Origin of the sequence: Streptomyces sp. WAC04114, from assembly GCF_019733245.1 — a bacterium.
In the GTDB taxonomy this organism is placed as follows: Bacteria; Actinomycetota; Actinomycetes; order Streptomycetales; family Streptomycetaceae; genus Streptomyces; species Streptomyces massasporeus_A.
In genome coordinates, this window is the sequence record NZ_JAIGQA010000074.1 from 1 (window position 1) to 19,594 (window position 19,594).

General features: G+C 72.2%; 15 protein-coding genes and 1 riboswitch. Of the genes, 9 read left to right on the forward strand and 6 right to left on the reverse strand.

What is annotated here, in order from left to right; all coding sequences use genetic code 11:
- Window positions 1-123: 123 nt before the first annotated feature.
- Window positions 124-1,254 carry an AAA family ATPase gene (locus K4G64_RS20120; protein WP_221757412.1) on the reverse strand — a complete coding sequence of 377 codons (1,131 nt, stop codon included), beginning with the start codon at window positions 1,252-1,254 and terminating at the stop codon, window positions 124-126.
- Between the two features lie 145 nt (window positions 1,255-1,399).
- On the opposite strand from K4G64_RS20120, the gene K4G64_RS20125 reads away from it, so the two are divergent.
- Complete coding sequence (locus tag K4G64_RS20125; protein WP_221757413.1) at window positions 1,400-2,755, forward strand: SWIM zinc finger family protein; 1,356 nt, start codon at window positions 1,400-1,402, stop codon at window positions 2,753-2,755.
- 157 nt (window positions 2,756-2,912) lie between these two features.
- The gene (locus tag K4G64_RS20130) at window positions 2,913-4,634 is read left to right on the forward strand and encodes a DUF5691 domain-containing protein (protein ID WP_221757414.1); all 1,722 of its coding nucleotides are present in this window, start codon (window positions 2,913-2,915) and stop codon (window positions 4,632-4,634) included.
- A gap of 323 nt (window positions 4,635-4,957) precedes the next feature.
- Here K4G64_RS20130 and K4G64_RS20135 read toward each other — a convergent pair whose 3' ends face one another.
- Window positions 4,958-5,374 (reverse strand): cobalamin B12-binding domain-containing protein, encoded by a 417-nt coding sequence (locus K4G64_RS20135; RefSeq protein WP_142160442.1) that lies wholly within the window; start codon window positions 5,372-5,374, stop codon window positions 4,958-4,960.
- A 521-nt stretch (window positions 5,375-5,895) separates the two neighbouring features.
- Between K4G64_RS20135 and K4G64_RS20140 the strand changes: the two genes are divergently transcribed.
- Together K4G64_RS20140 and K4G64_RS20145 are read left to right on the forward strand one after the other, a co-directional pair.
- The gene (locus tag K4G64_RS20140; RefSeq protein WP_221757415.1) at window positions 5,896-6,759 is read left to right on the forward strand and encodes a triacylglycerol lipase; all 864 of its coding nucleotides are present in this window, start codon (window positions 5,896-5,898) and stop codon (window positions 6,757-6,759) included.
- Window positions 6,760-6,864: 105 nt separating this feature from the next.
- A complete protein-coding gene (locus K4G64_RS20145) occupies window positions 6,865-8,580 on the forward strand; it encodes a M23 family metallopeptidase (protein WP_221757416.1) in 1,716 nt (571 codons plus the stop codon).
- Window positions 8,581-8,677: 97 nt separating this feature from the next.
- Here the strand turns inward: K4G64_RS20145 and pcrA are convergent, their stop codons facing one another.
- Window positions 8,678-11,155 (reverse strand): DNA helicase PcrA, encoded by a 2,478-nt coding sequence (pcrA, locus tag K4G64_RS20150; RefSeq protein WP_221757417.1) that lies wholly within the window; start codon window positions 11,153-11,155, stop codon window positions 8,678-8,680.
- A 314-nt stretch (window positions 11,156-11,469) separates the two neighbouring features.
- A riboswitch (cyclic di-AMP (ydaO/yuaA leader) is annotated at window positions 11,470-11,643 on the forward strand.
- Between the two features lie 7 nt (window positions 11,644-11,650).
- Between pcrA and K4G64_RS20155 the strand changes: the two genes are divergently transcribed.
- Both K4G64_RS20155 and K4G64_RS20160 read left to right on the forward strand, forming a co-directional pair.
- A complete protein-coding gene (locus K4G64_RS20155; RefSeq protein WP_221757418.1) occupies window positions 11,651-12,829 on the forward strand; it encodes a C40 family peptidase in 1,179 nt (392 codons plus the stop codon).
- A 78-nt stretch (window positions 12,830-12,907) separates the two neighbouring features.
- A complete protein-coding gene (locus K4G64_RS20160) occupies window positions 12,908-13,849 on the forward strand; it encodes a hypothetical protein (RefSeq protein ID WP_221757419.1) in 942 nt (313 codons plus the stop codon).
- On the opposite strand, the gene K4G64_RS20165 is transcribed toward K4G64_RS20160, so the two are convergent.
- Window positions 13,827-14,180, reverse strand: coding sequence for a hypothetical protein (locus K4G64_RS20165; protein ID WP_221757420.1), 354 nt, complete (start codon window positions 14,178-14,180; stop codon window positions 13,827-13,829). The two genes, K4G64_RS20160 and K4G64_RS20165, sit on opposite strands and share 23 nt — an antisense overlap.
- Before the next feature lie 424 nt (window positions 14,181-14,604).
- Between K4G64_RS20165 and K4G64_RS20170 the strand changes: the two genes are divergently transcribed.
- Window positions 14,605-15,663 (forward strand): C40 family peptidase, encoded by a 1,059-nt coding sequence (locus K4G64_RS20170; RefSeq protein ID WP_221757421.1) that lies wholly within the window; start codon window positions 14,605-14,607, stop codon window positions 15,661-15,663.
- Window positions 15,664-15,672: 9 nt separating this feature from the next.
- Here the strand turns inward: K4G64_RS20170 and K4G64_RS20175 are convergent, their stop codons facing one another.
- Window positions 15,673-16,413 carry a response regulator transcription factor gene (locus K4G64_RS20175; protein ID WP_221757422.1) on the reverse strand — a complete coding sequence of 247 codons (741 nt, stop codon included), beginning with the start codon at window positions 16,411-16,413 and terminating at the stop codon, window positions 15,673-15,675.
- Complete coding sequence (locus K4G64_RS20180; protein WP_221757423.1) at window positions 16,410-17,702, reverse strand: ATP-binding protein; 1,293 nt, start codon at window positions 17,700-17,702, stop codon at window positions 16,410-16,412. Before K4G64_RS20180 ends, K4G64_RS20175 begins: the two co-directional genes overlap by 4 nt.
- A gap of 177 nt (window positions 17,703-17,879) precedes the next feature.
- Between K4G64_RS20180 and K4G64_RS20185 the strand changes: the two genes are divergently transcribed.
- Both K4G64_RS20185 and K4G64_RS20190 read left to right on the forward strand, forming a co-directional pair.
- Window positions 17,880-19,349, forward strand: a complete 1,470-nt coding sequence (locus tag K4G64_RS20185) for a PspC domain-containing protein (protein WP_221757424.1) — start codon at window positions 17,880-17,882, stop codon at window positions 19,347-19,349.
- Complete coding sequence (locus K4G64_RS20190) at window positions 19,336-19,560, forward strand: hypothetical protein (protein WP_221757425.1); 225 nt, start codon at window positions 19,336-19,338, stop codon at window positions 19,558-19,560. The genes K4G64_RS20185 and K4G64_RS20190 overlap by 14 nt, the downstream gene beginning before the upstream one ends.
- The last annotated feature ends 34 nt before the right edge of the window (window positions 19,561-19,594 follow it).

A 19,594-nucleotide genomic window follows, 5' to 3' on the forward strand; every position in this document is an offset into this window, starting at 1 on the left:
TCCCCACCCGAACCCGCCGCCGACCGCTGTCCCACCGCCCGGGCCGTCGTCCCACCGCTCGGGTCCGCCGCCCAACCGCCCGGAGCCGCCGCCCCACCACCCCGGCCCGCCACCCCGTGTCGCTCACACGCTCACCTCGCGGCAGGCCCGGTAGAAGTCCTTCCAGCCCTCCCGCTCGCGGACCACTGTCTCCAGGTACTCCTGCCAGATGACCCGGTCCGCCGCCGGGTCACGGACCACCGCGCCGAGGATGCCCGCGGCGACATCGCCCGGCCGCAGGACGCCGTCGCCGAAGTGAGCCGCCAGGGCGAGCCCGTTGGTGACGACGGAGATCGCCTCGGCCGTGGACAGCGTGCCGCTGGGCGATTTCAGCTTCGTCCGGCCGTCGGCCGTGACCCCGTCGCGCAGCTCGCGGAAGACCGTGACGACCCGGCGGATCTCGACCAGCCCGTCGGGCGCGGCCGGCAGGTCGAGGGAGCGGCCGATCTGGTCGACGCGCCGCGAGACGATGTCGACCTCGGCCTCGGGGCTCTCCGGCAGCGGCAGCACCACCGTGTTGAAGCGGCGGCGCAGGGCGCTGGACAGGTCGTTGACCCCGCGGTCGCGGTCGTTGGCCGTGGCGATCAGGTTGAAGCCGCGGACCGCCTGCACCTCCTGGCCGAGCTCCGGTATCGGCAGCGTCTTCTCCGACAGGATCGTGATGAGCGTGTCCTGCACGTCGGCCGGGATGCGCGTCAGCTCCTCGACGCGGGCCGTCATGCCCTCCGCCATGGCCCGCATCACCGGGCTGGGTACGAGGGCGTCGCGGCTCGGGCCGTGGGCGAGCAGTTGCGCGTAGTTCCAGCCGTAGCGGATGGCCTCCTCCGGGGTGCCGGCGGTGCCCTGCACCAGCAGCGTGGAGTCGCCGCTGACGGCCGCGGCCAGGTGCTCGGACACCCAGGTCTTCGCCGTGCCGGGCACGCCGAGCAACAGCAGGGCGCGGTCGGTGGCGAGCGTGGTGACGGCGACCTCGACGATGCGGCGCGGGCCGACGTACTTGGGGCTGATCACCGTGCCGTCCGGCAGTGTGCCGCCGAGCAGGTACGTCGCGACGGCCCACGGCGACAGCTTCCAGCGGGCCGGGCGCGGCCGGTCGTCCTGGGCGGCGAGGGCGGCGAGTTCCTGCGCGAAGGCGTCCTCGGCGTGCGGTCGCAACGCCTGGGCGGCTTCCGTCTCCCCCGCTTCGACGGACGTCGGCTCCTCGGACACAGTCATGGCAAAGTCCCCCTCCAGCTCGGCCGGTTCGGATCTGGCACCAACGTTGCACCACACCACTGACAATGCGTCCCGACCTGCGAAAATGCGCTGCCCGGGCCGCTTGCGGACGTGATTGTCAGTGGTGGGATCTACCTTCGATGGCATGACTCAGCAGGGGGTGCGCTGGACCGCGGACCAGGTGCTGGCACTGGCGCCTGACGCCGCATCACGCAAAGCGGGAAGCAAACTGGGCGCGGCAGGGCCGTGGTCCGAGGCGGGGAGTTCCGACGAGGGGACGGTGTGGGGGCTGTGCAAGGGCAGCGGAAGCAAGCCGTATCAGACGGTCGTGGACATCGCGGGTGCCGCCGGCCCCGCGTACAAGTGCAGTTGCCCGAGCCGCAAGTTCCCTTGCAAGCACGCTCTCGGGCTGCTGCTGCTCTGGGCCGCCGACGACGCGGCCGTACCGCCGGGGCAGCCGCCGGGGTGGGCCGAGGAGTGGGCGGCGGGGCGGCGCAGGCGCGCGGAGGAGAAGAAGGCTGCCGGGGACGGCTCCGCGCCGTCCGGGTCCGCTGATCCGGAGGCGGCGCGGCGCCGGGCGGAACGCCGGGCCGAGCGGGTCACGGCGGGCGCGATGGAGCTGGAGCAGCGTCTGGCCGATCTGCTGCGCGGCGGCCTCGCGAGCGCGGAGCAGTCGGGGTACGGGCTCTGGGAGGAGACGGCGGCCCGCATGGTCGACGCCCAGGCCCAGGGTCTGGCGGGCCGGGTGCGGGAGTTGGGGGCGATCCCGTCCACGGGTGCGGGCTGGCCGGTGCGGCTGCTGGAGGAGTGCGCTCTGCTGCATCTCCTCGGTCAGGGCTGGCTGCACCGCGAGCGGCTCCCGGACGGCCTGGCCGCCACGGTCCGTTCCCGCATGGGCCTCCCCACCTCCGCGGACAGCCCGCCGCTGCGCGACCGCTGGCTGGTTCTCGCCCAGTACGACACGACGGACCCGCGCCTGACGACCCGCCGGATCTGGCTGCACGGCGCCGACTCGCACCGCACTGTCCTGCTCCTCTCCTATGGCGCCGCGGGGCGCGCCCCGGAACTGGCGCTGCCGGTGGGACTGGCCGTGGAGGCGGAGGTGTCCGCATATCCGGGAGCCGGGCAGCAGCGGGTGGCCCTGGGCGAGCAGTTCGCCCCGTCCGCCCCGGCGGCGATACGTCCGCCGGGGACGACCACGTCCCAGGCGGCGGCCCGTTACGGCGACGCCCTGCGCGACGATCCGTGGCTGGAGTCCGTCCCGGTGACGCTGGACCGGGTCGTTCCGGCCCCGGACGGCGATTCCTGGCAGATGGCGGACGCCGACGAGGACGCGGCGTTGCCGCTCACTCCCGTCGCGCGCTCCCGGCCGGGCCTGTGGCGGCTCGTCGCGCTGTCGGGCGGTGCCCCGGTCACAGTCTTCGGCGAATACGGCCACCAGGGCTTCACCCCGCTGACGGCTTGGCCGGAGGGCCCGGGTGACGCGGTCACGCTGTGCTGAGCCGACGGAGGTCTCGCTCACGGGACTTCAAGCGGCCCGACCCCCACCACGGTGACCAGTCCCACCCATCCCGCAGATCCACGCATCTTTCAGGCATCACGGGACAACCGGTGAAGGCGAGCCTTCAACCACCGGGCGCCCCGCGGAAAGGAACCTCATGACCAGGACCTCCGCTCCTGTGGACGCGCCCGGCGCAGACGTCTGGGAGGGGCTCGTCACCACCGCGCTGCTGGGCACCGACCGCCGCACGCCACCGGGCACCGCGCCGGGCCCGGACGCGCCCGCGGCCCTGCTGGACGCGGCGGCCGCGGAGACCGTACGGCGCCGGGCCGGTCGGCGCCCGGCGCGGGCGGCCGAGCGTCCGCAGCCTGCACCGGAGGACCCGCGTCCGGCCCTGCCCCCGGCGGCCGCCCGCAGACTCGCGATGTTGCTCGCCGATCGCCCCGGCCCCTCCGGCGGTGGTCGGCGGGGTGCCGCGCCCGATCTGACGGAGCTGCTGCCGCAGTGGCTCGCGGTGGCGAACGCCCGTGGGTTCGCACCGCCTCCGCAGGTGCTCCCGGCGTTGCTCGACGCGGCCCGGGGCCGTACCGATCTGCGGCCGGCGGCGCTGGAGTTCGCGGGGCCGCGTGCCCTGTGGCTGGCCCGGCTGAACCCGGACTGGCGGTTCGCCCTGCGATCGGCTCCGGGCGGTGAAGCGGCTCTGCCACACCCCGAGGACGACGAGAGGGTCCAGCAGCTCTGGCAGGAGGGCCTGTTCGCCGAACGTGTCGCCCTGCTGTCGGCCCTGCGCTCCCGCGAACCCTCCGCCGCACGCGACCTGCTCGCTACGACCTGGGCGACGGAACGGGCCGAGGACCGGCTGATGTTCCTCGACTCCCTGCGCGCCGGCCTCGGTCCGGACGACGAGCCGTTCCTGGAGCAGGCCCTGGCCGACCGCAGCCGCAACGTCCGGGCGACGGCGGCGGAACTGCTGTCGACCCTGCCGGGTTCGGCGCTGGCCGCGCGGATGGCGGTCAGGGCGGGGGCGTGTGTGGCCATCGACCACATGCGGAGCACGCAGCCCGGAGGGACCGGCGCAGCGGACGCGGAACCCGGCGGAGCCACGAAGAGCGCCCCGACGATCGCCGTCGAAGCCCCGCACGAGTGCGATCCGGGCATGGAACGCGACGGCGTCGTGGCGAAGGCCCCCGCGGGGCGCGGCGAACGGTCCTGGTGGCTCGGTCAGTTGGTGGAGGCGGCACCGCTCGCGACCTGGCCGCGGCGGCTCGGCGGGCGCACGCCCCGGGAGATCGTGGCACTGCCGGTGGCGGACGACTGGCAGGGCGAACTGCACGCGGCGTGGTGCCGGGCGGCGGTGCGGCAGCGGGACGCCGAGTGGTCACGGGCGCTGCTCGGCGAGCCGTCGGCGCCGGACGCGGGTGGTCCGGGTGCGGCGTCCCTGGCCGAACGCGCCAAGCTGCTCGGCACGCTGGGCGCCGCCGAACGGGCCGAGTGGGTGGCCGGCTTCATCGCCGCGCACGGGTTGTCCGAGGCCTTCCAGCTGCTCGGGGTGTGCGCGGTGCCCTGGGCGGCGCCGCTCGGCCGGGCGGTGGCGGACGCGCTCAACATCGCTCGGGACGCGGGGAGTTATCCATGGAGTTTCAGCGGAGTCATGGGCCTGGCCGAGCGCTGCCTCGATCCGTCCGAGGCCTCCCGGCTCGACGCCCTGCTGGCCGTGCCCGACGAACCGGAGAACGGATCCCCGGGAGCCGGCGGCTACTGGGCGGAGGCCTTCCAGCGCCTGGTCACGACCCTGCGGTTGCGCGCGGCGATGACGGAGGAACTGGGAGGGGCCGGAACCCCGCCCGCAGCGGCGGCCGAGGAGCTGGGAGCAACGTGACCCCCGCCCGCGGCGATGACACAGAAACTGGGAGGAGCCTGACCCCCGCCCGCGACGCAGGCAAGGCGCGCCGCAACCCGCTGCCCGACGATCTCCCCGCGACCTCCGGCACCGGGCGCCGCCCGGCAGCCGGCCGCTCAGGAGCATGCCGACGACGTACCTGCACATGCCGACGACCTGCCTGCCCACGCCGACGACACGTTGGAGCACTCCGACCACCCCGGCGGCCGCGAGAAGCACGAGAAACAGCCGTCGCGCCCCGCCGAACCGCGGACGCACCGGCCCCGGCCGGGCAAGGCGGCCCGGGCCGGACCGCCCGAGCCCTACGCCTGCGCGGGCTGGCGGGCGTTGGTCCTGACCCAGTCCACGATCGACGCCGTCGTCGCGCCCGGGGTGAAGATCTCCGCGACACCCTTCTCCTTCAGCAGGGGGATGTCCGCCTCGGGGATGATCCCGCCGCCGAAGACCAGGATGTCCTCCGCGTCCCGCTCCTTGAGCAGTTCGATCACCGCGGCGAAGAGCGTGTTGTGCGCTCCGGAGAGGATGGACAGCCCGATCGCGTCGGCGTCCTCCTGGATCGCCGTGTCGACGATCTGCTCGGGAGTCTGGTGGAGGCCGGTGTAGATGACCTCCATACCGGCGTCGCGCAGGGCCCGCGCGATCACCTTGGCCCCGCGATCGTGGCCGTCGAGCCCCGGCTTGGCCACCACCACGCGGATCGGACCGGCTGCCACACCCATCACTGCCTCCATGAAGCGACTACATCCATCCGTACCGACAAGTACCGCACACATCGGGCAAGCCGTACACGCCGCACCGCACGGACACTCCGCCCCGAACCGTCCGGGCAAGTGAACGAACGTTATCTCCAGGATCCCGCAACCGGCAGTTTCGCGGTGGATAGCGAGGGGGAAATCACACGATGGGACAAGCGCAAGGGGAGTCGCACCGAAGTCGCCGTACCGCCGCATCGACCACGCACCGCGGAGGAACGGCGCCTCGGCGAAGGCACACAGGGCAAGCACCGCACGCACAGCATGCAGGGCAGACACGGCGCACCAGCGGGGAGCCTCGTCACCCCACCGATCGGGGACCTCCGTCGCACCACCGGCGTCACACACGCCACACGCCGCGCTCTGCCCTCGCAGCTCACGCGGCTCACGCCGCTCCCGCGGTCATCGCCGGCCGTCTTCGCAGCTGCTCCCCACGAGTGCACACGGGGGGCGAAGCCGTCCTCCCGCGTGCCGACAGGAGGTCGGCCATGAAGGTCACCAGGGCGGCTCTGCCCTTTCTTCCGTTCTGCGAGCGCCTGCTGCCGGGCAAGCTGGCGGGACTCTCCCTGGCTCTCCTGAAGGCCACCGCACTGGAGATCGCGATCCTGGCCGGGCATCTCCTCCTCTACCCGTCCGGCATCACCCAGGAGCGACGCACCCCCGTCCCGGCCCTGCCGGCGGACGGCGCCGCCCAACTGCCCACGGAAGCCAAGCCTCCGGTTCTACTGCTGCACGGCTTCATCGACAACCGCTCGGTCTTCGTCCTGCTGCGCCGCAGCCTCGCCCAACACGGCAGGCAGCAGATCGAGTCCCTCAACTACTCGCCGCTGACCTGCGACATACGCGCCGCCGCCGAGCTGCTCGGCCGTCGTATCGAGGAGATCTGCGAGCGCACGGGGGTCGGGCAGATCGATGTCGTCGGGCACAGTCTCGGTGGCCTGATAGCGCGTTACTACGTGCAGCGGCTCGGCGGCGACGCACGTGTGCGGACCCTTGTCACGCTCGGCACGCCGCACTCGGGGACCCGGGTGATGCCCGTGGCGAACGCGCACCCCATCGTGCGCCAGATGCGCCCCGGCTCACCGGTGCTCGAGGAGCTCACTGCGCCCGCCCCTGACTGCCGTACTCACTTCGTCGGCTTCTGGAGCGACCTGGACCATGTGATGGACCCGCCGGAGACGGCGCGCATCGACCATCCCGACCTGATGGCGCAGAACGTGCACGTGACCGGCATCGGTCATCTGGCCCTGCCCGTGCACCCCGCCGTCGCCGACGGCATACGGCAGGTCCTCGACACGGCCCGCCCGGGGGAACCGTCCACCGAGCACACCGCCGGTCTGACAGTCGCCTGAGACTCGTCATACAGCGATCACTCGGCACCACAGCACCGATCAAGCTCGAACAAACTTCGAACACAAGGCCAAACCCGTGCCCGCCGTCCGCCAAAACACGGCCGAATGCCCGTTTCCTGCGTGCACGAAACCTGCCGAAGATTGTCGTGCCCGCGTACCGCCGGGTACAGTCGCCGCACTGCTCTGGCAGCCCCTGTTGTCGAGGCGAAAGAGAAGTTGGTGAACGACCGTCACCCGTCGGGGACCATGACCCCGGCTCCGGCTTCCGACGCCGCCTCGGCGCACTACGCGTCGTACGGCACCCAGGAAGCCCAGTACGGCGACTTCACCACGTACGGCGACTACGCCGCCACCGGTTTTGACGCCACCGGTGCCCCTGTCACCGGTACCCAGGGCGCCGGTTTCGACGCCACCGGGCACGCCACCGCGAGCTTCGCGACCGACCCCCTCTTCGGCGACATGCCGGGCAGCGGCCAGGACACGGGCACCTACGGCACCGGCCACTGGCCCACCGGCACGCACGAGAACGTGCACTACGACGCCTACGCGGCCCAGCACCACGCCGCCTACGACACCGGCGTCTACGACACGACCTCCTGGACGCCCGAGCAGCAGCCGATGTCAGCCATCCCCTCCCAGGCGCCGTCCCCCGACGCCACCGGACAGTGGGACGTGGGCGCCTGGCTCCAGACCGACCAGGGCGGCAACCCCGCCGAGCACACCCAGCATTGGGAGTGGGGCACCCAGACCTTCGACACGGGCGCCTACGACGCGACGCAGTGGAACTCCGACGGCACCGCCGCACCGGCCCCCGACGCGTACGAGCCCCCCGCCGAAACCTTCGACCAGCTCGAGACCGCAACCTTCGACCAGCTCGAAACCACGCCTTTCGACCAGCTCGAGACCGCGACGTTCGACCAGGTCACGTACGACGAGTCCGCCGGCACGGACTATCGCGACCGCGCCGCGGACGGCGGTGAGCCGGCCGCCACCGGCGAACTGCCCGTCGTCGCCCCGCTGCTGGACGGCCAGGAGGACGTCACTCCGGGCCCGTCCACCCGGGCGGCCTCGCGCGCCGGATCCCGTTCCCGCCGCCGTACGCCCCCCAAGCGCTCGGCGCTGATGACGATCGCGGTGCCGTCGGCGTGTGTCATGGGTGTCGCCGGGATCGCCGCCGCCTCCGTCGGCACGTTCTCCGACGACAGCGCCGCGGAAGCGCAGACGACCGCGGCGGACGCGCAGCCGGTCAAGCCGGCCGCCGCCAACAACAAGCTGGACACGCAGTTGCAGAGCCTGTCCGCCGGCGCCGACGACTTCGCCGACCGGGCCAGCCGTACGCAGGAGCGCATCGACCTCAAGGCCCAGCAGGCGGCCGAGAAGAAGAGGGCGGCGGAGGAGGCGGCCCGCAAGGAGCGGCTGCGCCCCAAGTTCGCCCTGCCGGTCGCGCGGCACGGACTGAGCGCCTACTACGGCCAGTCCGGCATCAACTGGATGTCGTTGCACACCGGCATCGACTTCCCCGTCTCGTACGGCACGACCGTGATGGCCGCGACCGACGGCACCGTCCGCACGCAGTGGAACAGCGCGTACGGCAACATGATGATCCTGACCGCGAAGGACGGCACGGAGACGTGGTACTGCCACCTCTCCACGTACACGGTCCCCTCGGGTACGACCGTGCAGGCCGGCGATCCGATCGCGCGCTCCGGCAATTCCGGCAACTCCACCGGACCGCACCTGCACTTCGAGGTGCGCCCGGGCGGCGGCTCGGCCATCGACCCGCTCCCGTGGCTGCGCAGCCACGGCATCGACCCGTCGTGACGTCCCGGCGGCCGCGGTCCCCCGCCCGCGCCGAGTAACGTCCCGGCGGCCCCGCCCGCGTCGAGCGCGCAGGGGCCGGCCGGTTCACCTCACGTCGCTACAGCTTCTCCACCGGCGCGTACCGCAGCAGCAGCCGCTTCGGCTTTGTGTCGCCGAAGTCGATCGTCGCCTCGGCGTTGCCGCCCGTGCCCTTGACGCCGACGACGGTCCCGAGTCCGAACTGGTCGTGCGTGACCCGGTCCCCGACCGCCAGCGACACCACGGGCTTCTCCGAGGTGCGGCGCGTGGCGAAACCGGAGGCGCCCGACGCCGACGAGCGCGAGCGGGACGACGACAGCGAGGCCGCCACCGCCGAGACCGGCCCGGAGGACGCGGGCGCGGGCGCTCCCGTGCGCTTCCACTCCACGTGGGCCGGCGGGATCTCCTCCAGGAACCGGGAGGGCGGGTTGTACGAGGGCTGGCCCCAGGCGCTGCGCAGCGTGGACCGGGTCAGGTAGAGCCGCTCCCGCGCGCGGGTGATGCCGACGTAGGCGAGGCGCCGCTCCTCCTCCAGCTCCTTGGTCTGGCCGAGGGCGCGCATGTGCGGGAAGACGCCGTCCTCCATGCCGGTGAGGAAGACGACCGGGAACTCCAGGCCCTTGGCGGTGTGCAGGGTCATCAGGGTGATGACGCCGTCGCCGTCCTCCTCGTCGGGGATCTGGTCGGAGTCGGCGACCAGCGCGACCTGTTCGAGGAAGTCGGACAGGGTGCCCCGCTCGTCCTCGCCGCGCTCCTGCTCGAACTCCATGGCGACGGCCGCGAGTTCCTGGAGGTTCTCGATCCGGGTCTCGTCCTGCGGGTCGGTGGAGGCCTGGAGTTCGGCGAGGTAGCCGGTGCGCTCCAGGACGGCCTCCAGCACCGTGGCCGGTCCGGCACCGGACTCGACGACGGTGCGGAGGTCCTCCATCAGCGTGTTGAACCGCTTGACGGCGTTGGTGGAGCGCGCGGCCATGCCGTACGCCTCGTCGACGCGCTTGAGGGCCTGCGGGAAGCTGATCTTCTCGCGCTGGGACAGGGCGTCGATCATCGCCTCGGCGCGGTCGCCGATGCCCCGCTTGGGGACGTTGAGGATCCGGCGCAGCGGCACCGAGTCCTCCGGGTTGGCGAGCACGCGCAGGTAGGCCAGGACGTCCCGGACCTCCTTGCGCTCGTAGAAGCGGACGCCGCCGACGACCTTGTAGGGCAGGCCGACGCGGATGAAGATCTCTTCGAAGACACGGGACTGGGCGTTGGTGCGGTAGAAGACGGCGACGTCGCCAGCCTTCGCGTCGCCCGCGTCGGTGAGGCGGTCTATCTCCTCGGCGACGAACTGCGCCTCGTCGTGCTCGGTGTCGGCGACGTAGCCGGTGATCTGCGCGCCGGTGCCCGCGTTGGTCCACAGGTTCTTGGGGCGGCGGGACTCGTTGCGCTCGATGACGGCGTTGGCGGCGCTGAGGATCGTCTGCGTGGAGCGGTAGTTCTGCTCGAGCAGGATGGTCGTCGCGTCCGGGTAGTCCTCCTCGAACTGGAGGATGTTGCGGATGGTCGCGCCGCGGAAAGCGTAGATCGACTGGTCGGCGTCACCCACCACGCACAGCTCGGCGGGCGGGACCTCCGCCTCGGGCGGGACGTCGACGGGGTGCTCGGAGGTGCCGACGAGCTCGCGGACCAGGGCGTACTGGGCGTGGTTGGTGTCCTGGTACTCGTCCACCAGCACATGGCGGAAGCGGCGGCGGTAGTGCTCGGCAACGTCCGGGAAGGCGCGCAGCAGGTTGACCGTCGTCATGATCAGGTCGTCGAAATCGAGGGCGTTCGCCTCGCGCAGCCGCGACTGGTACATGGCGTATGCCTGGGCGAGGGTCTTCTCGAAGCCGTCGGTGGCCTGGGCGGCGAAGTCCTCCTCGTCGATCAGCTCATTCTTCAGGTTGCTGATCTTGGCGCTGAAGGACTTGGGCGGGAAGCGCTTGGGGTCGAGGTCCAGGTCGCGGCAGACCAGGGCCATCAGGCGCTTGGAGTCGGCGGCGTCGTAGATCGAGAAGGAGGAGGTGAAGCCGAGCTTCTTGCTCTCCCGGCGCAGGATGCGCACGCACGCGCTGTGGAAGGTCATGACCCACATGGCGTTGGCGCGCGGGCCGACGAGCTGCTCGACGCGTTCCTTCATCTCGCCGGCGGCCTTGTTGGTGAAGGTGATCGCCAGGATCTGGCCCGGGTGCACGTCCCGCTCGGCGAGCAGGTGGGCGATGCGGTGCGTGAGCACCCGGGTCTTGCCGGAGCCGGCTCCGGCCACGATGAGCAGCGGGGAGCCGGAGTGGACGACGGCGGCGCGCTGGTTGTCGTTCAGCCCTTCCAGCAGCGCGGCGGAGTCGATCACCGGGCGGGGGGCGCCGTCGCGGTAGTAGGCGTCCCGGTCCGGGGGCGCGTCGAACTTCCCGCCGAACAGATCGTCCGGAATCGGCTCCGGTACGTGATCGTCCTCGGGTGGCGGCGGGGGCTCGTGGGCCGGGCCCCGCTGGGCCTGGAGGTTCGCCAGGAAGTTGTCGTCAAAGAGGCTGCTCATCGCTCTCCGAGTCTAGGGCGCCCCACTGACAGCCCGCCGCCGCCCTGAGAACATCGCCCGCCGCCAGGGCTTCCGCGGGCCGGACCGGCGGCGCGTTGTCGCCCTCCATGACCGCCTGATCACGGCCTGCTACGCCCCCGCAATTACGAATGAGTCGTGACTAATCCCCCTTGATCGCTCACTCTCGGCAACGCTCATGAGTGAGGTCACGAAAATGTATCGGGCATATCACCCATCAACCTTCACAGGGGCCACACGAGTTGGCTACCGTGCGACCAGGCCGCATGACCCCCACCGGCGAACGTCGCCGGGCCGCGCGGCCTCCGCCGAGTCCGGCACGCCGCAGCGGCAGCCGGAGCCGGGGACCCAACCGTGAACCTGGGGTGAATCGGCCCGACTCCCTGTACGGAGACGGCCGTAGGGCAAACCTTCCGAACCACCCGCCCGAACCCGACAGCTAACCCGGTAGGCGGAACGTGGAAGGAGTCGCCTCCCTTGGCGTCGCACCGCAAGTCGCGTCCTACGGGTTCGCGCGTGGCAGGTATACGGACCCCCGCCCTCGCAACGGCGGCCCTCACCTCCGTGGCCCTGCTGTCCCAGTCGGCCAACGCCGCCCCCGCGGCCGACGACAAGCCCAGCCTGGAGGAAGTCGAGAAGAAGGTCGACGACCTGTACCGCCAGGCCGAGTCGGCGACCGACAAGTACAACGCGGCCAAGGAGAAGACCGCGAAGCAGCGCAAGCGCGTCGACACCCTCCTCGACGACGTCGCCGAGCGCACCCAGAAGCTCAACGAGGCGCGCGAGGAGCTGGGCTCCTTCGCCTCCGCCCAGTACCGCACCGGCGCCGCCGCCCCGGACACCGCGACGTTCCTGCTCGCGGACACCCCGCAGGACTACTTCGACCAGACCCAGCTGATGGACCGGATGACCGGCCGGCAGAAGGTCGCGGTCGACGACTACGTCACGCAGCAGTCCGAGACGATGAAGAAGCGCCAGGAGGCCACCGAGAGCCTCGAGACGCTCACCGACTCGCAGGCCGGCCTGAGGACGGCCAAGGCCACCGTCCAGCGCAAGCTCGCCGACGCGCGCGAGCTGATGTCGAAGCTGACCGCCGAGGAGAAGGCCCGGCTCGCGGCGATCGAGAAGGAGAAGCAGGCGGAGGCCGCCCGCAAGGCCGACGAGCTGGCCCGGCAGCAGGCCGCGCAGCAGAAGGCGCAGGAGGAGGCGGCTCAGCAGCAGGACAGCGGGTCCTCCTCGTCGGGGTCGTCGGGTTCCGACTCGTCCTCCTCGACGGCACCGGCCGACTCCTCGTACGCCACCAAGGCCGACAAGGCACTCGCCTTCGCCCGGGCCCAGATCGGCAAGCCGTACGTGTGGGGCGCGGTCGGACCCGGCTCCTACGACTGCTCCGGTCTCACCCAGGCCGCCTGGAAGGCCGCGGGCGTCACCCTGCCGCGCACGACCTACGACCAGGTGAACGCCGGCACCACGGTCCCGCTCTCCCAGGCCCGGCCCGGCGACCTCGTCTTCTTCTACGACGACGTCACCCACGTCGGGATCTACATCGGCAACGGCATGATGATCCACGCCCCGAAGCCCGGCACGTACGTGCGCGAGGAGTCGGTCTACTACGACGGCGAGTCCGCGATCCACAGCGTGGTGCGCCCCGCCTGAGAAGTGCCGCCACGTTTTTGAGGGGCACACGCGCGTGCCCCTCTCACAACCGACGCGGCGCTCTCTAGCATCGGCACTATGTCCGGTACCTCCCCGTTTGCCACCTGGTGGTCGACGTATGCGCTGGCGACCGGCATCGTGTCGGTCGGTCTCGACTCGGCGGGGTACGGGGTCCTCTCCCGCGTCGCCCTCGGCCTGGCCTGCGCCGCCTGGCTGGTGGCCGTCGCGGGCCTCGCCCAGCGCAGGCACGGCGTGTGGCGGTCGGAGACACCGGCCGCGCTCACCACCGTGGCGGCGACCGCCGTCCTCGGCACCGGCTTCTCAGCGGCGGGCCTGCAGCCCGTCGCCGAGGCGCTGCTGGCCCTCGCCATACTGCTCTGGGCGGTACTGCTCACCGCGGAGGCTCAGGGGCGGCGCGGGACGGTGTTCCTGCGCTGTGTGGCCACCGAAGGGCTCGCCGTGCTCGGCGCGACGCTCGCCGCGGCGGATTCGGCGGCCTGGCTCGCCCACGCGGCCCTGGTGCTGTTCTGGCTGGGGCTCGCCCTCTACTGCTTCGCCCTGTTCCGCTTCCAGCCCCGGCAGGTGGAGGAGGGGCGCGGGGACCACTGGCTCGCGGCCGGCGCCCTCGCCGTCTCCTCCATGGCCGGGGCGAAACTCCTCAGCGCCGACAGCTCGCGCCTGTACCTGTGGAACGAGGAGAACACCAGCGCCCTGCGCACGACGACCGTCACGCTGCTCGTGCTCGCGCTGATCGCCTGCGTCGCCCTGCTCCTCGCCGAGCTGTTCTGGCCCCGGCACCACTACGACGTGCGGCGCTGGGCGACCGTGTTCGCCGCGGTCGTGACCGCCACGGCCACCCTGGCGGTCGCCGCCGCGCTCGACGTCGCCTGGCTCGACGCGGCCGGGGAGGTGCTGCTGTGGATCGCGGTGGCCGCCTGGCTCGCGTGCACCGCCTGGGCTCTCGCCGCCGCCCGGGCCGGCACCCGGCGCTCCCGGGTCAGGTCCAGAGCACGGCGATGAAGATGTTCGCCGTGGTCAGCAGACCCACCAGGCCGAAGAGGCCCTTGTCCACCTTCTCGTCGTCCCGCTTCACGTAGACCAGGCCGAGGATCACGATCAGCAAGGCCAGCTTCACGCCGATCTTCACGTTGTCCACGGACTGGTCGTCGGCCTGGTTGAGGCCGACCAGGATCACCCCGGTGACCAGCATCGTGAACGCGCCGTGCAGCATCGCGGGGGTGAAGCGGGCGGTACCCTCGCCCATCGCCTTCATCTGGGTGAGGAAACCACCCAGGAGCGAGGCGATGCCGATGATGTGGAGGCCGACGAAGAGGTGGATGAGTACGTCCATGAGGCCGGAGCCTAATGAGGGGCCCCTGGGGCACCCGACACCGGCCCAGTGATGCATATATGCGCCCCATAGCACCCGATCACGGTCACTCGCTCAGAATCCGGCGCATCGGTCATCACGCTCAGTGAAGTGGGCGGCGCCTCGACGGGGCCACGGTCGCATACGGTCACCGTCGGTCCTCTCGCATCACTTCCGCACACCCGCCACGGGCCCGGCACGGCGACGCTTAGCGTCCTCCACCAGGTGCCCGGCTCCCCACCGCCGCCCGGGCCAGGGGCGGCAGTCGGACACCACCGCCGAAAAGTCCGGCGGCGATCCGCTCCCCCTGTGCGGGCCGTCGCCGGACGCGCAGGCCGCCCGTCCGCTCCCCCCCCCCGGCGGCCGCACCCACCCCCGGCGGTCGAGGAAAGGACGTGGCCTCCAGGTGGCAGCGCACCGCAAGCCCCGACAGCGTTCGACGGGTGGCAGCAAGGCCCGTACAGCCGCCACGATCGCCCTCGCGGGCGCGGCGACGGCGACGGGCTTCGACGGCACCGGACACGCCGAACCACAGCTCAGCCCCGCCCAGGTCAAGGCCAAGGTGGACGAGCTGTACCAGGAGGCGGAGGTCGCCACCGAGAAGTACAACGGCGCGAAGGAGAAGGCCGACGCGGCCGGGCAGCGGCTTAAGGACCTCCAGGACCAGGCGGCGCGCAAGGAGGAGCGGCTCAACTCCGCCCGCGACGCCCTCGGTTCGGTCGCCGCCGCGCAGTACCGCGCCGGGGGCCTCGATCCCGCGGTGCAACTCGCCCTGTCCGACGATCCCGACCGGTACCTGGGGAACGCCGAGTTCGTGGAGAGGGCCGGCAACCGGCAGAACGCCGCCGTCGCGGGTGTACGCAGGCAGCTGCGGGAGATCGAGCAGCTGCGCGGGGCCGCGCACATCGAGCTGACCTCGCTGAAGTCGCGGCAGACGGAACTGAAGCAGCACAAGAAGACGATCACCGGCAAGCTGGGCTCGGCACGGCAGCTGCTGTCCCGGCTCGGCGTGCAGGAACGTTCCCGGCTGGGCGCACCACCCGACCGCGCGTCCCGCTCGGCGGGCCCACGGGACACCCTCGCGGCCCCCGGCTCCGCCTCCGCCCAGGCGCCCAACTCCCGCGCCGCCGCGGCCGTCTCCTACGCCTACCAGAAGCTCGGCAGCCCCTACGTCTGGGGCGCCACCGGGCCGAACGCCTTCGACTGCTCGGGACTCGTCCAGGCCGCGTACCGCGCCGCGGGGGTCGCCCTGCCCCGCACGACGTACTCCCAGATCGCCGCCGGCCGCCGCGTCTCCCGCTCCGAACTCCTCCCCGGCGACCTGGTCTTCTTCTACGCCGGCATCAGCCACGTCGGCATCTACGTCGGCAACGGGCGGATGATCCACGCACCGAACCCCTCCGCGCCGGTGCGTGTCGCCCCGCTGGACGAGATGCCGTTCACGGGGGCGACGCGGGTGGTGTGAGCGCCCGTGTCAGACCAGCCGGCGAGCCGTCGCCCAGCGCGTCAGCTCGTGCCGGTTGGAGAGCTGGAGCTTGCGCAGCACCGCCGAGACGTGCGACTCGACCGTCTTCACCGAGATGTACAGCTGCTTGGCGATCTCCTTGTACGCGTAGCCCCGCGCGATGAGCCGCAGCACCTCGCGCTCGCGCTGGGTCAGGCGGTCCAGGTCCTCGTCGACCGGCGGCGCGTCCGTGGAGGCGAAGGCGTCCAGGACGAACCCGGCAAGGCGCGGGGAGAAGACCGCGTCGCCCTCCTGGACGCGGAACACGGAGTTCACCAGGTCCGTGCCGGTGATCGTCTTGGTGACGTAGCCGCGGGCGCCGCCCCGGATCACGCCGATCACGTCCTCCGCCGCGTCCGACACGGACAGCGCGAGGAAGCGGACCGGCTGCTCGGTGTCGCCCATCAACGGGGCGCAGCGGCGCAGCACTTCCACGCCGCCCCCACCCGGCAGGTGCACGTCGAGGAGGACCACCTCGGGCCGGGTCGCGGTGATGACCGTGACGGCCTGGTCGACGTCCGCGGCCTCGCCGACGACCTCGACTCCGGTCTGCTCGGTCTGTCCGATCTCGGCCTGGACCCCCGTGCGGAACATGCGGTGGTCGTCCACGAGGACCACGCGCACGTGACGCCCGGGGCCGCCGCCCGACTCCGCGGGTGCGGCCGCCTCCGCCGATCCCGCCGTACCGTTCGCCTCGGTCGGGTCGCTCATGACGTCTTCTCCGCCCTCTCCATCTCCAGCTCGACCTCCGTGCCGCCGTCCGGCACCGCGCGCAGCCGCGCCGTACCGCCGTTGCGCTCCATGCGGCCGATGATCGATTCTCTGACACCCATCCGGTCGGCGGGTATCGAGCCGAGGTCGAAGCCGGGGCCGCGGTCCCGGACGGACACGAAGACCGTCTTCCCCTCGACCTCGGCGAAGACCTGGACGGCGCCGCCCTCGCCACCGTACTTGGCGGCGTTCACCATTGCTTCCCGCGCGGCCTGCATCTGCGCGGAGATCCTCTCGTCGAGCGGGCAGTCGCCCACGACCACGACCTCGATGGGCACGCCGTGCTTGTCCTCCACCTCGGCCGCGTTGCGCCGGACGGCGTCGGCGAGGGTGGTGGGCTCGTCGGCCTCGTCCTTGCCGGTGCCCTCGGGCTTGTAGAGCCAGGTGCGCAGGTCGCGCTCCTGGGCTCGGGCCAGGCGGCGGACCTCGTTCGCGTTCTCCGCGTTGCGCTGTATCAGGGTGAGGGTGTGCAGCACCGAGTCGTGCACATGGGCGGCGACCTCCGCGCGCTCCTGGGCGCGGATGCGCATCAGGCGCTCCTCGGAGAGGTCCTGCGTCATGCGGACCAGATACGGTCCCGCGAGCAGCGTTATCCCGACGAGGACCGCGAGGGCCGCCTGCAGGACCGATCCGAGGTGGGCCGCGGACCCCTGCAGGACGAAGATGCCGGAGACACCGGCCGTCACCAGCAGCACGCCGCCCACCGAGCGCAGCAGTGTGACCGTGCGCCGGCGGCGGCCGACCTCGGCCCAGCGGGCCCGGCGGGCGTTGTCCGCCTGCCGCCAGACCAGGGCGACACCCGCGCCGACGAACACCATCGGCCAGAGGTACGCCCTGGCTCCGCCGCTGAGGTTGACATTGCCCACGAAGACCATGGCCACCACGACCATGAGGAGCAGGGCCACGATCTGGCCCTTGTCGGGTCTGCGCGCGACGAGCCTGCGGCGACCGTCGGACGAGGTCTCCGCGGTCAGGGGCGGCGGCGGCTTCTGCGCCTCCACACCGCCGACGCCGAGCGGGACGAAGAACCAGAACGCGGCGTACAGCAGCGCGCCGAGGCCGTCGGCCATGAACAGGCCGACGAACACCAGCCGGACCCAGATCACGGGCAGCCCGAGATGCCCGGCGAGGCCCCGCGCCACGCCCCCGAGCCAGCGTCCGTCACTGCTGCGGTAGAGCTTGCGCGGCGGCCGCGGTTCGGCGAGTGGCGCTGCTGCGGCTTCCGACATGCCATTGATGGTCACACGTGCGAGAGGCCGGAGCATCAGGGTCGACCCCTAGAGCTCCCCTGATCTCCGCGGACCTCCCCTCGAACGCTTCCCGAGCGGTCTCTCAGGGCCGATATCAGGGTCCGGCCAGGGTCGTTCCGACTCCCGCCGGGGCGCCGCGCCCGTCACCATGGACCCATGACCGATCACGAGCACGCCGCGACGGGTCCGGGACCCGGCTCCGGCCCACGCCCCGCTGCGGGCGCCGGGCCGCAGGATGCCGCGCCCGCCGCGGGCTCCGCACCCGGGCGCGCGGACGCGGGAGAACAGGGAGGAGCATCCGGTACGGCCGCCTCCGCCGAGGACGCAGTCCCGGCCGGGCCGCCCCATTCCTTCCGCCGCGACCGCCGCCACAAGACCCTGGCCGGCGTCTGTGCCGGGCTCGGGCGGCAGTGCGACATGGACCCGGTGATCTTCCGCATCACCCTCGCCGTGCTCTCCGCCACCGGCGGCATCGGCCTCCTCTTCTACGGCTTCGCCTGGCTCTTCGTCCCGTACGACGACGAGGAGGAGAACGAGGTCCGCAAGCTGCTCACCGGCCGGGTCGACGGCCAGGCCCTGGCGGCCGTGCTGTTCGCGCTGGTGGGCTGCGGGGTGTTCCTGACCATGCTGAACAACGGCGGGGTGCTGACCTTCGCCGTCGTCCTCTCCCTCCTGCTCGCGGGCGCCGGCTACTGGTCGCGCCAGCGCGGCGCCCCCAGCCCCGACCCCCTGGCCGCACAGGCCGCGGCCGACGCCCCGCCGGAGCCCCAGGCGCCACCGATCCTCCTCACCACGCCCTCATGGTGGCGCGACCCGATCGTCAAGGACGGCACCCACATCGGCGGCACGGGCTATCTGTGGGGCCCTCGCGACACGCACGACCTGGATGTCGCCGCGGCCGTCAACATCAGCCTCGGTACCCGGCCCGGCACCACCCGGTCCGGTGCCCGCGAGGACATACCCGCCCAGCGCCCCGTGCCGCCCCGGCCGCGCGGCCCGCGCTGGATCGGCGGCTGGGTCTTCCTGCTGGCCCTGCTCGCGGGAGCCCTGGGCACGAGCCGCACCTGGGACGGGCATCCGCTCGGCACCAGCCTGCAGACGGGCCTGGCCTGCGCGCTCGCCGTCCTGGGCCTGGGCATAGCCGTCAGCGCCTTCCTGGGCCGGACCGGCGCCGGCTCGATCTTCCTGGCGATCCTCACGGCCGGTCTGCTCGCCGGCGCCGCGGCCCTGCCCAAGGACATCGACACCCACTGGGCGCGCACGACCTGGCAGCCCGCCGCGGTGGCGGACGTACGGCCGCGGTACGACCTGGGAACCGGTGTCGGCACGCTGGACCTGAGCAAGTTGGACATGTCCGGGAAGCAGACGGTGACGACGCAGGCGGAGGTCGGCATGGGCAAGCTCAGAGTGCTCGTGCCCGAGGGCGTGACGGTGCGGCTGGACGTCGAGGTGGGGGTCGGCGATCTCCAGTTGCCGGGCGACGACCCGAAGGACGTGGACGTGCAGCCGGGACGGCACAAGCAGGTCACCCTCTCCCCCGCCGAGGGCGTCAAGAAGTCCGGCACGATCGACCTGGACCTCCAGGTCGGCATGGGACAGGCGGAGGTGGCCCGTGCTTCGTCATGAAGTCCAGCCCGGAAAGCTGCTCGCGGGCAGCGTCCTGATCGTGACGGGCGTGCTCTACGCCGGTGACGCGGGCGGGGCCTGGGAGACCCCGTGGTTCGTGGCGATCCCCCTCGTCACGGGCGGGCTGTGCCTCGCGGGTGCGGTGGCGTTCCTGACGGGCCGCGCACGCCGGCGCCGCCGGGGTGGCCGTGCGGACCCGGACCCGGCCTGACCGGCCAGCGGTCCGCTACCGGCTTGCTACCGGC

Coding starts and splice junctions, on each gene's coding strand:
- K4G64_RS20185 (WP_221757424.1), top strand. CDS start 17,880: ATGACCGATCACGAGCACGCCGCGACGGGTCCGGGACCCGGCTCCGGC.
- K4G64_RS20135 (WP_142160442.1), bottom strand. CDS start 5,374: ATGGGTGTGGCAGCCGGTCCGATCCGCGTGGTGGTGGCCAAGCCGGGG.
- K4G64_RS20120 (WP_221757412.1), bottom strand. CDS start 1,254: ATGACTGTGTCCGAGGAGCCGACGTCCGTCGAAGCGGGGGAGACGGAA.
- K4G64_RS20140 (WP_221757415.1), top strand. CDS start 5,896: ATGAAGGTCACCAGGGCGGCTCTGCCCTTTCTTCCGTTCTGCGAGCGC.
- K4G64_RS20125 (WP_221757413.1), top strand. CDS start 1,400: ATGACTCAGCAGGGGGTGCGCTGGACCGCGGACCAGGTGCTGGCACTG.
- K4G64_RS20160 (WP_221757419.1), top strand. CDS start 12,908: ATGTCCGGTACCTCCCCGTTTGCCACCTGGTGGTCGACGTATGCGCTG.
- K4G64_RS20180 (WP_221757423.1), bottom strand. CDS start 17,702: ATGTCGGAAGCCGCAGCAGCGCCACTCGCCGAACCGCGGCCGCCGCGC.
- K4G64_RS20145 (WP_221757416.1), top strand. CDS start 6,865: ATGCCCGTTTCCTGCGTGCACGAAACCTGCCGAAGATTGTCGTGCCCG.
- K4G64_RS20165 (WP_221757420.1), bottom strand. CDS start 14,180: ATGGACGTACTCATCCACCTCTTCGTCGGCCTCCACATCATCGGCATC.
- K4G64_RS20175 (WP_221757422.1), bottom strand. CDS start 16,413: ATGAGCGACCCGACCGAGGCGAACGGTACGGCGGGATCGGCGGAGGCG.
- K4G64_RS20130 (WP_221757414.1), top strand. CDS start 2,913: ATGACCAGGACCTCCGCTCCTGTGGACGCGCCCGGCGCAGACGTCTGG.
- pcrA (WP_221757417.1), bottom strand. CDS start 11,155: ATGAGCAGCCTCTTTGACGACAACTTCCTGGCGAACCTCCAGGCCCAG.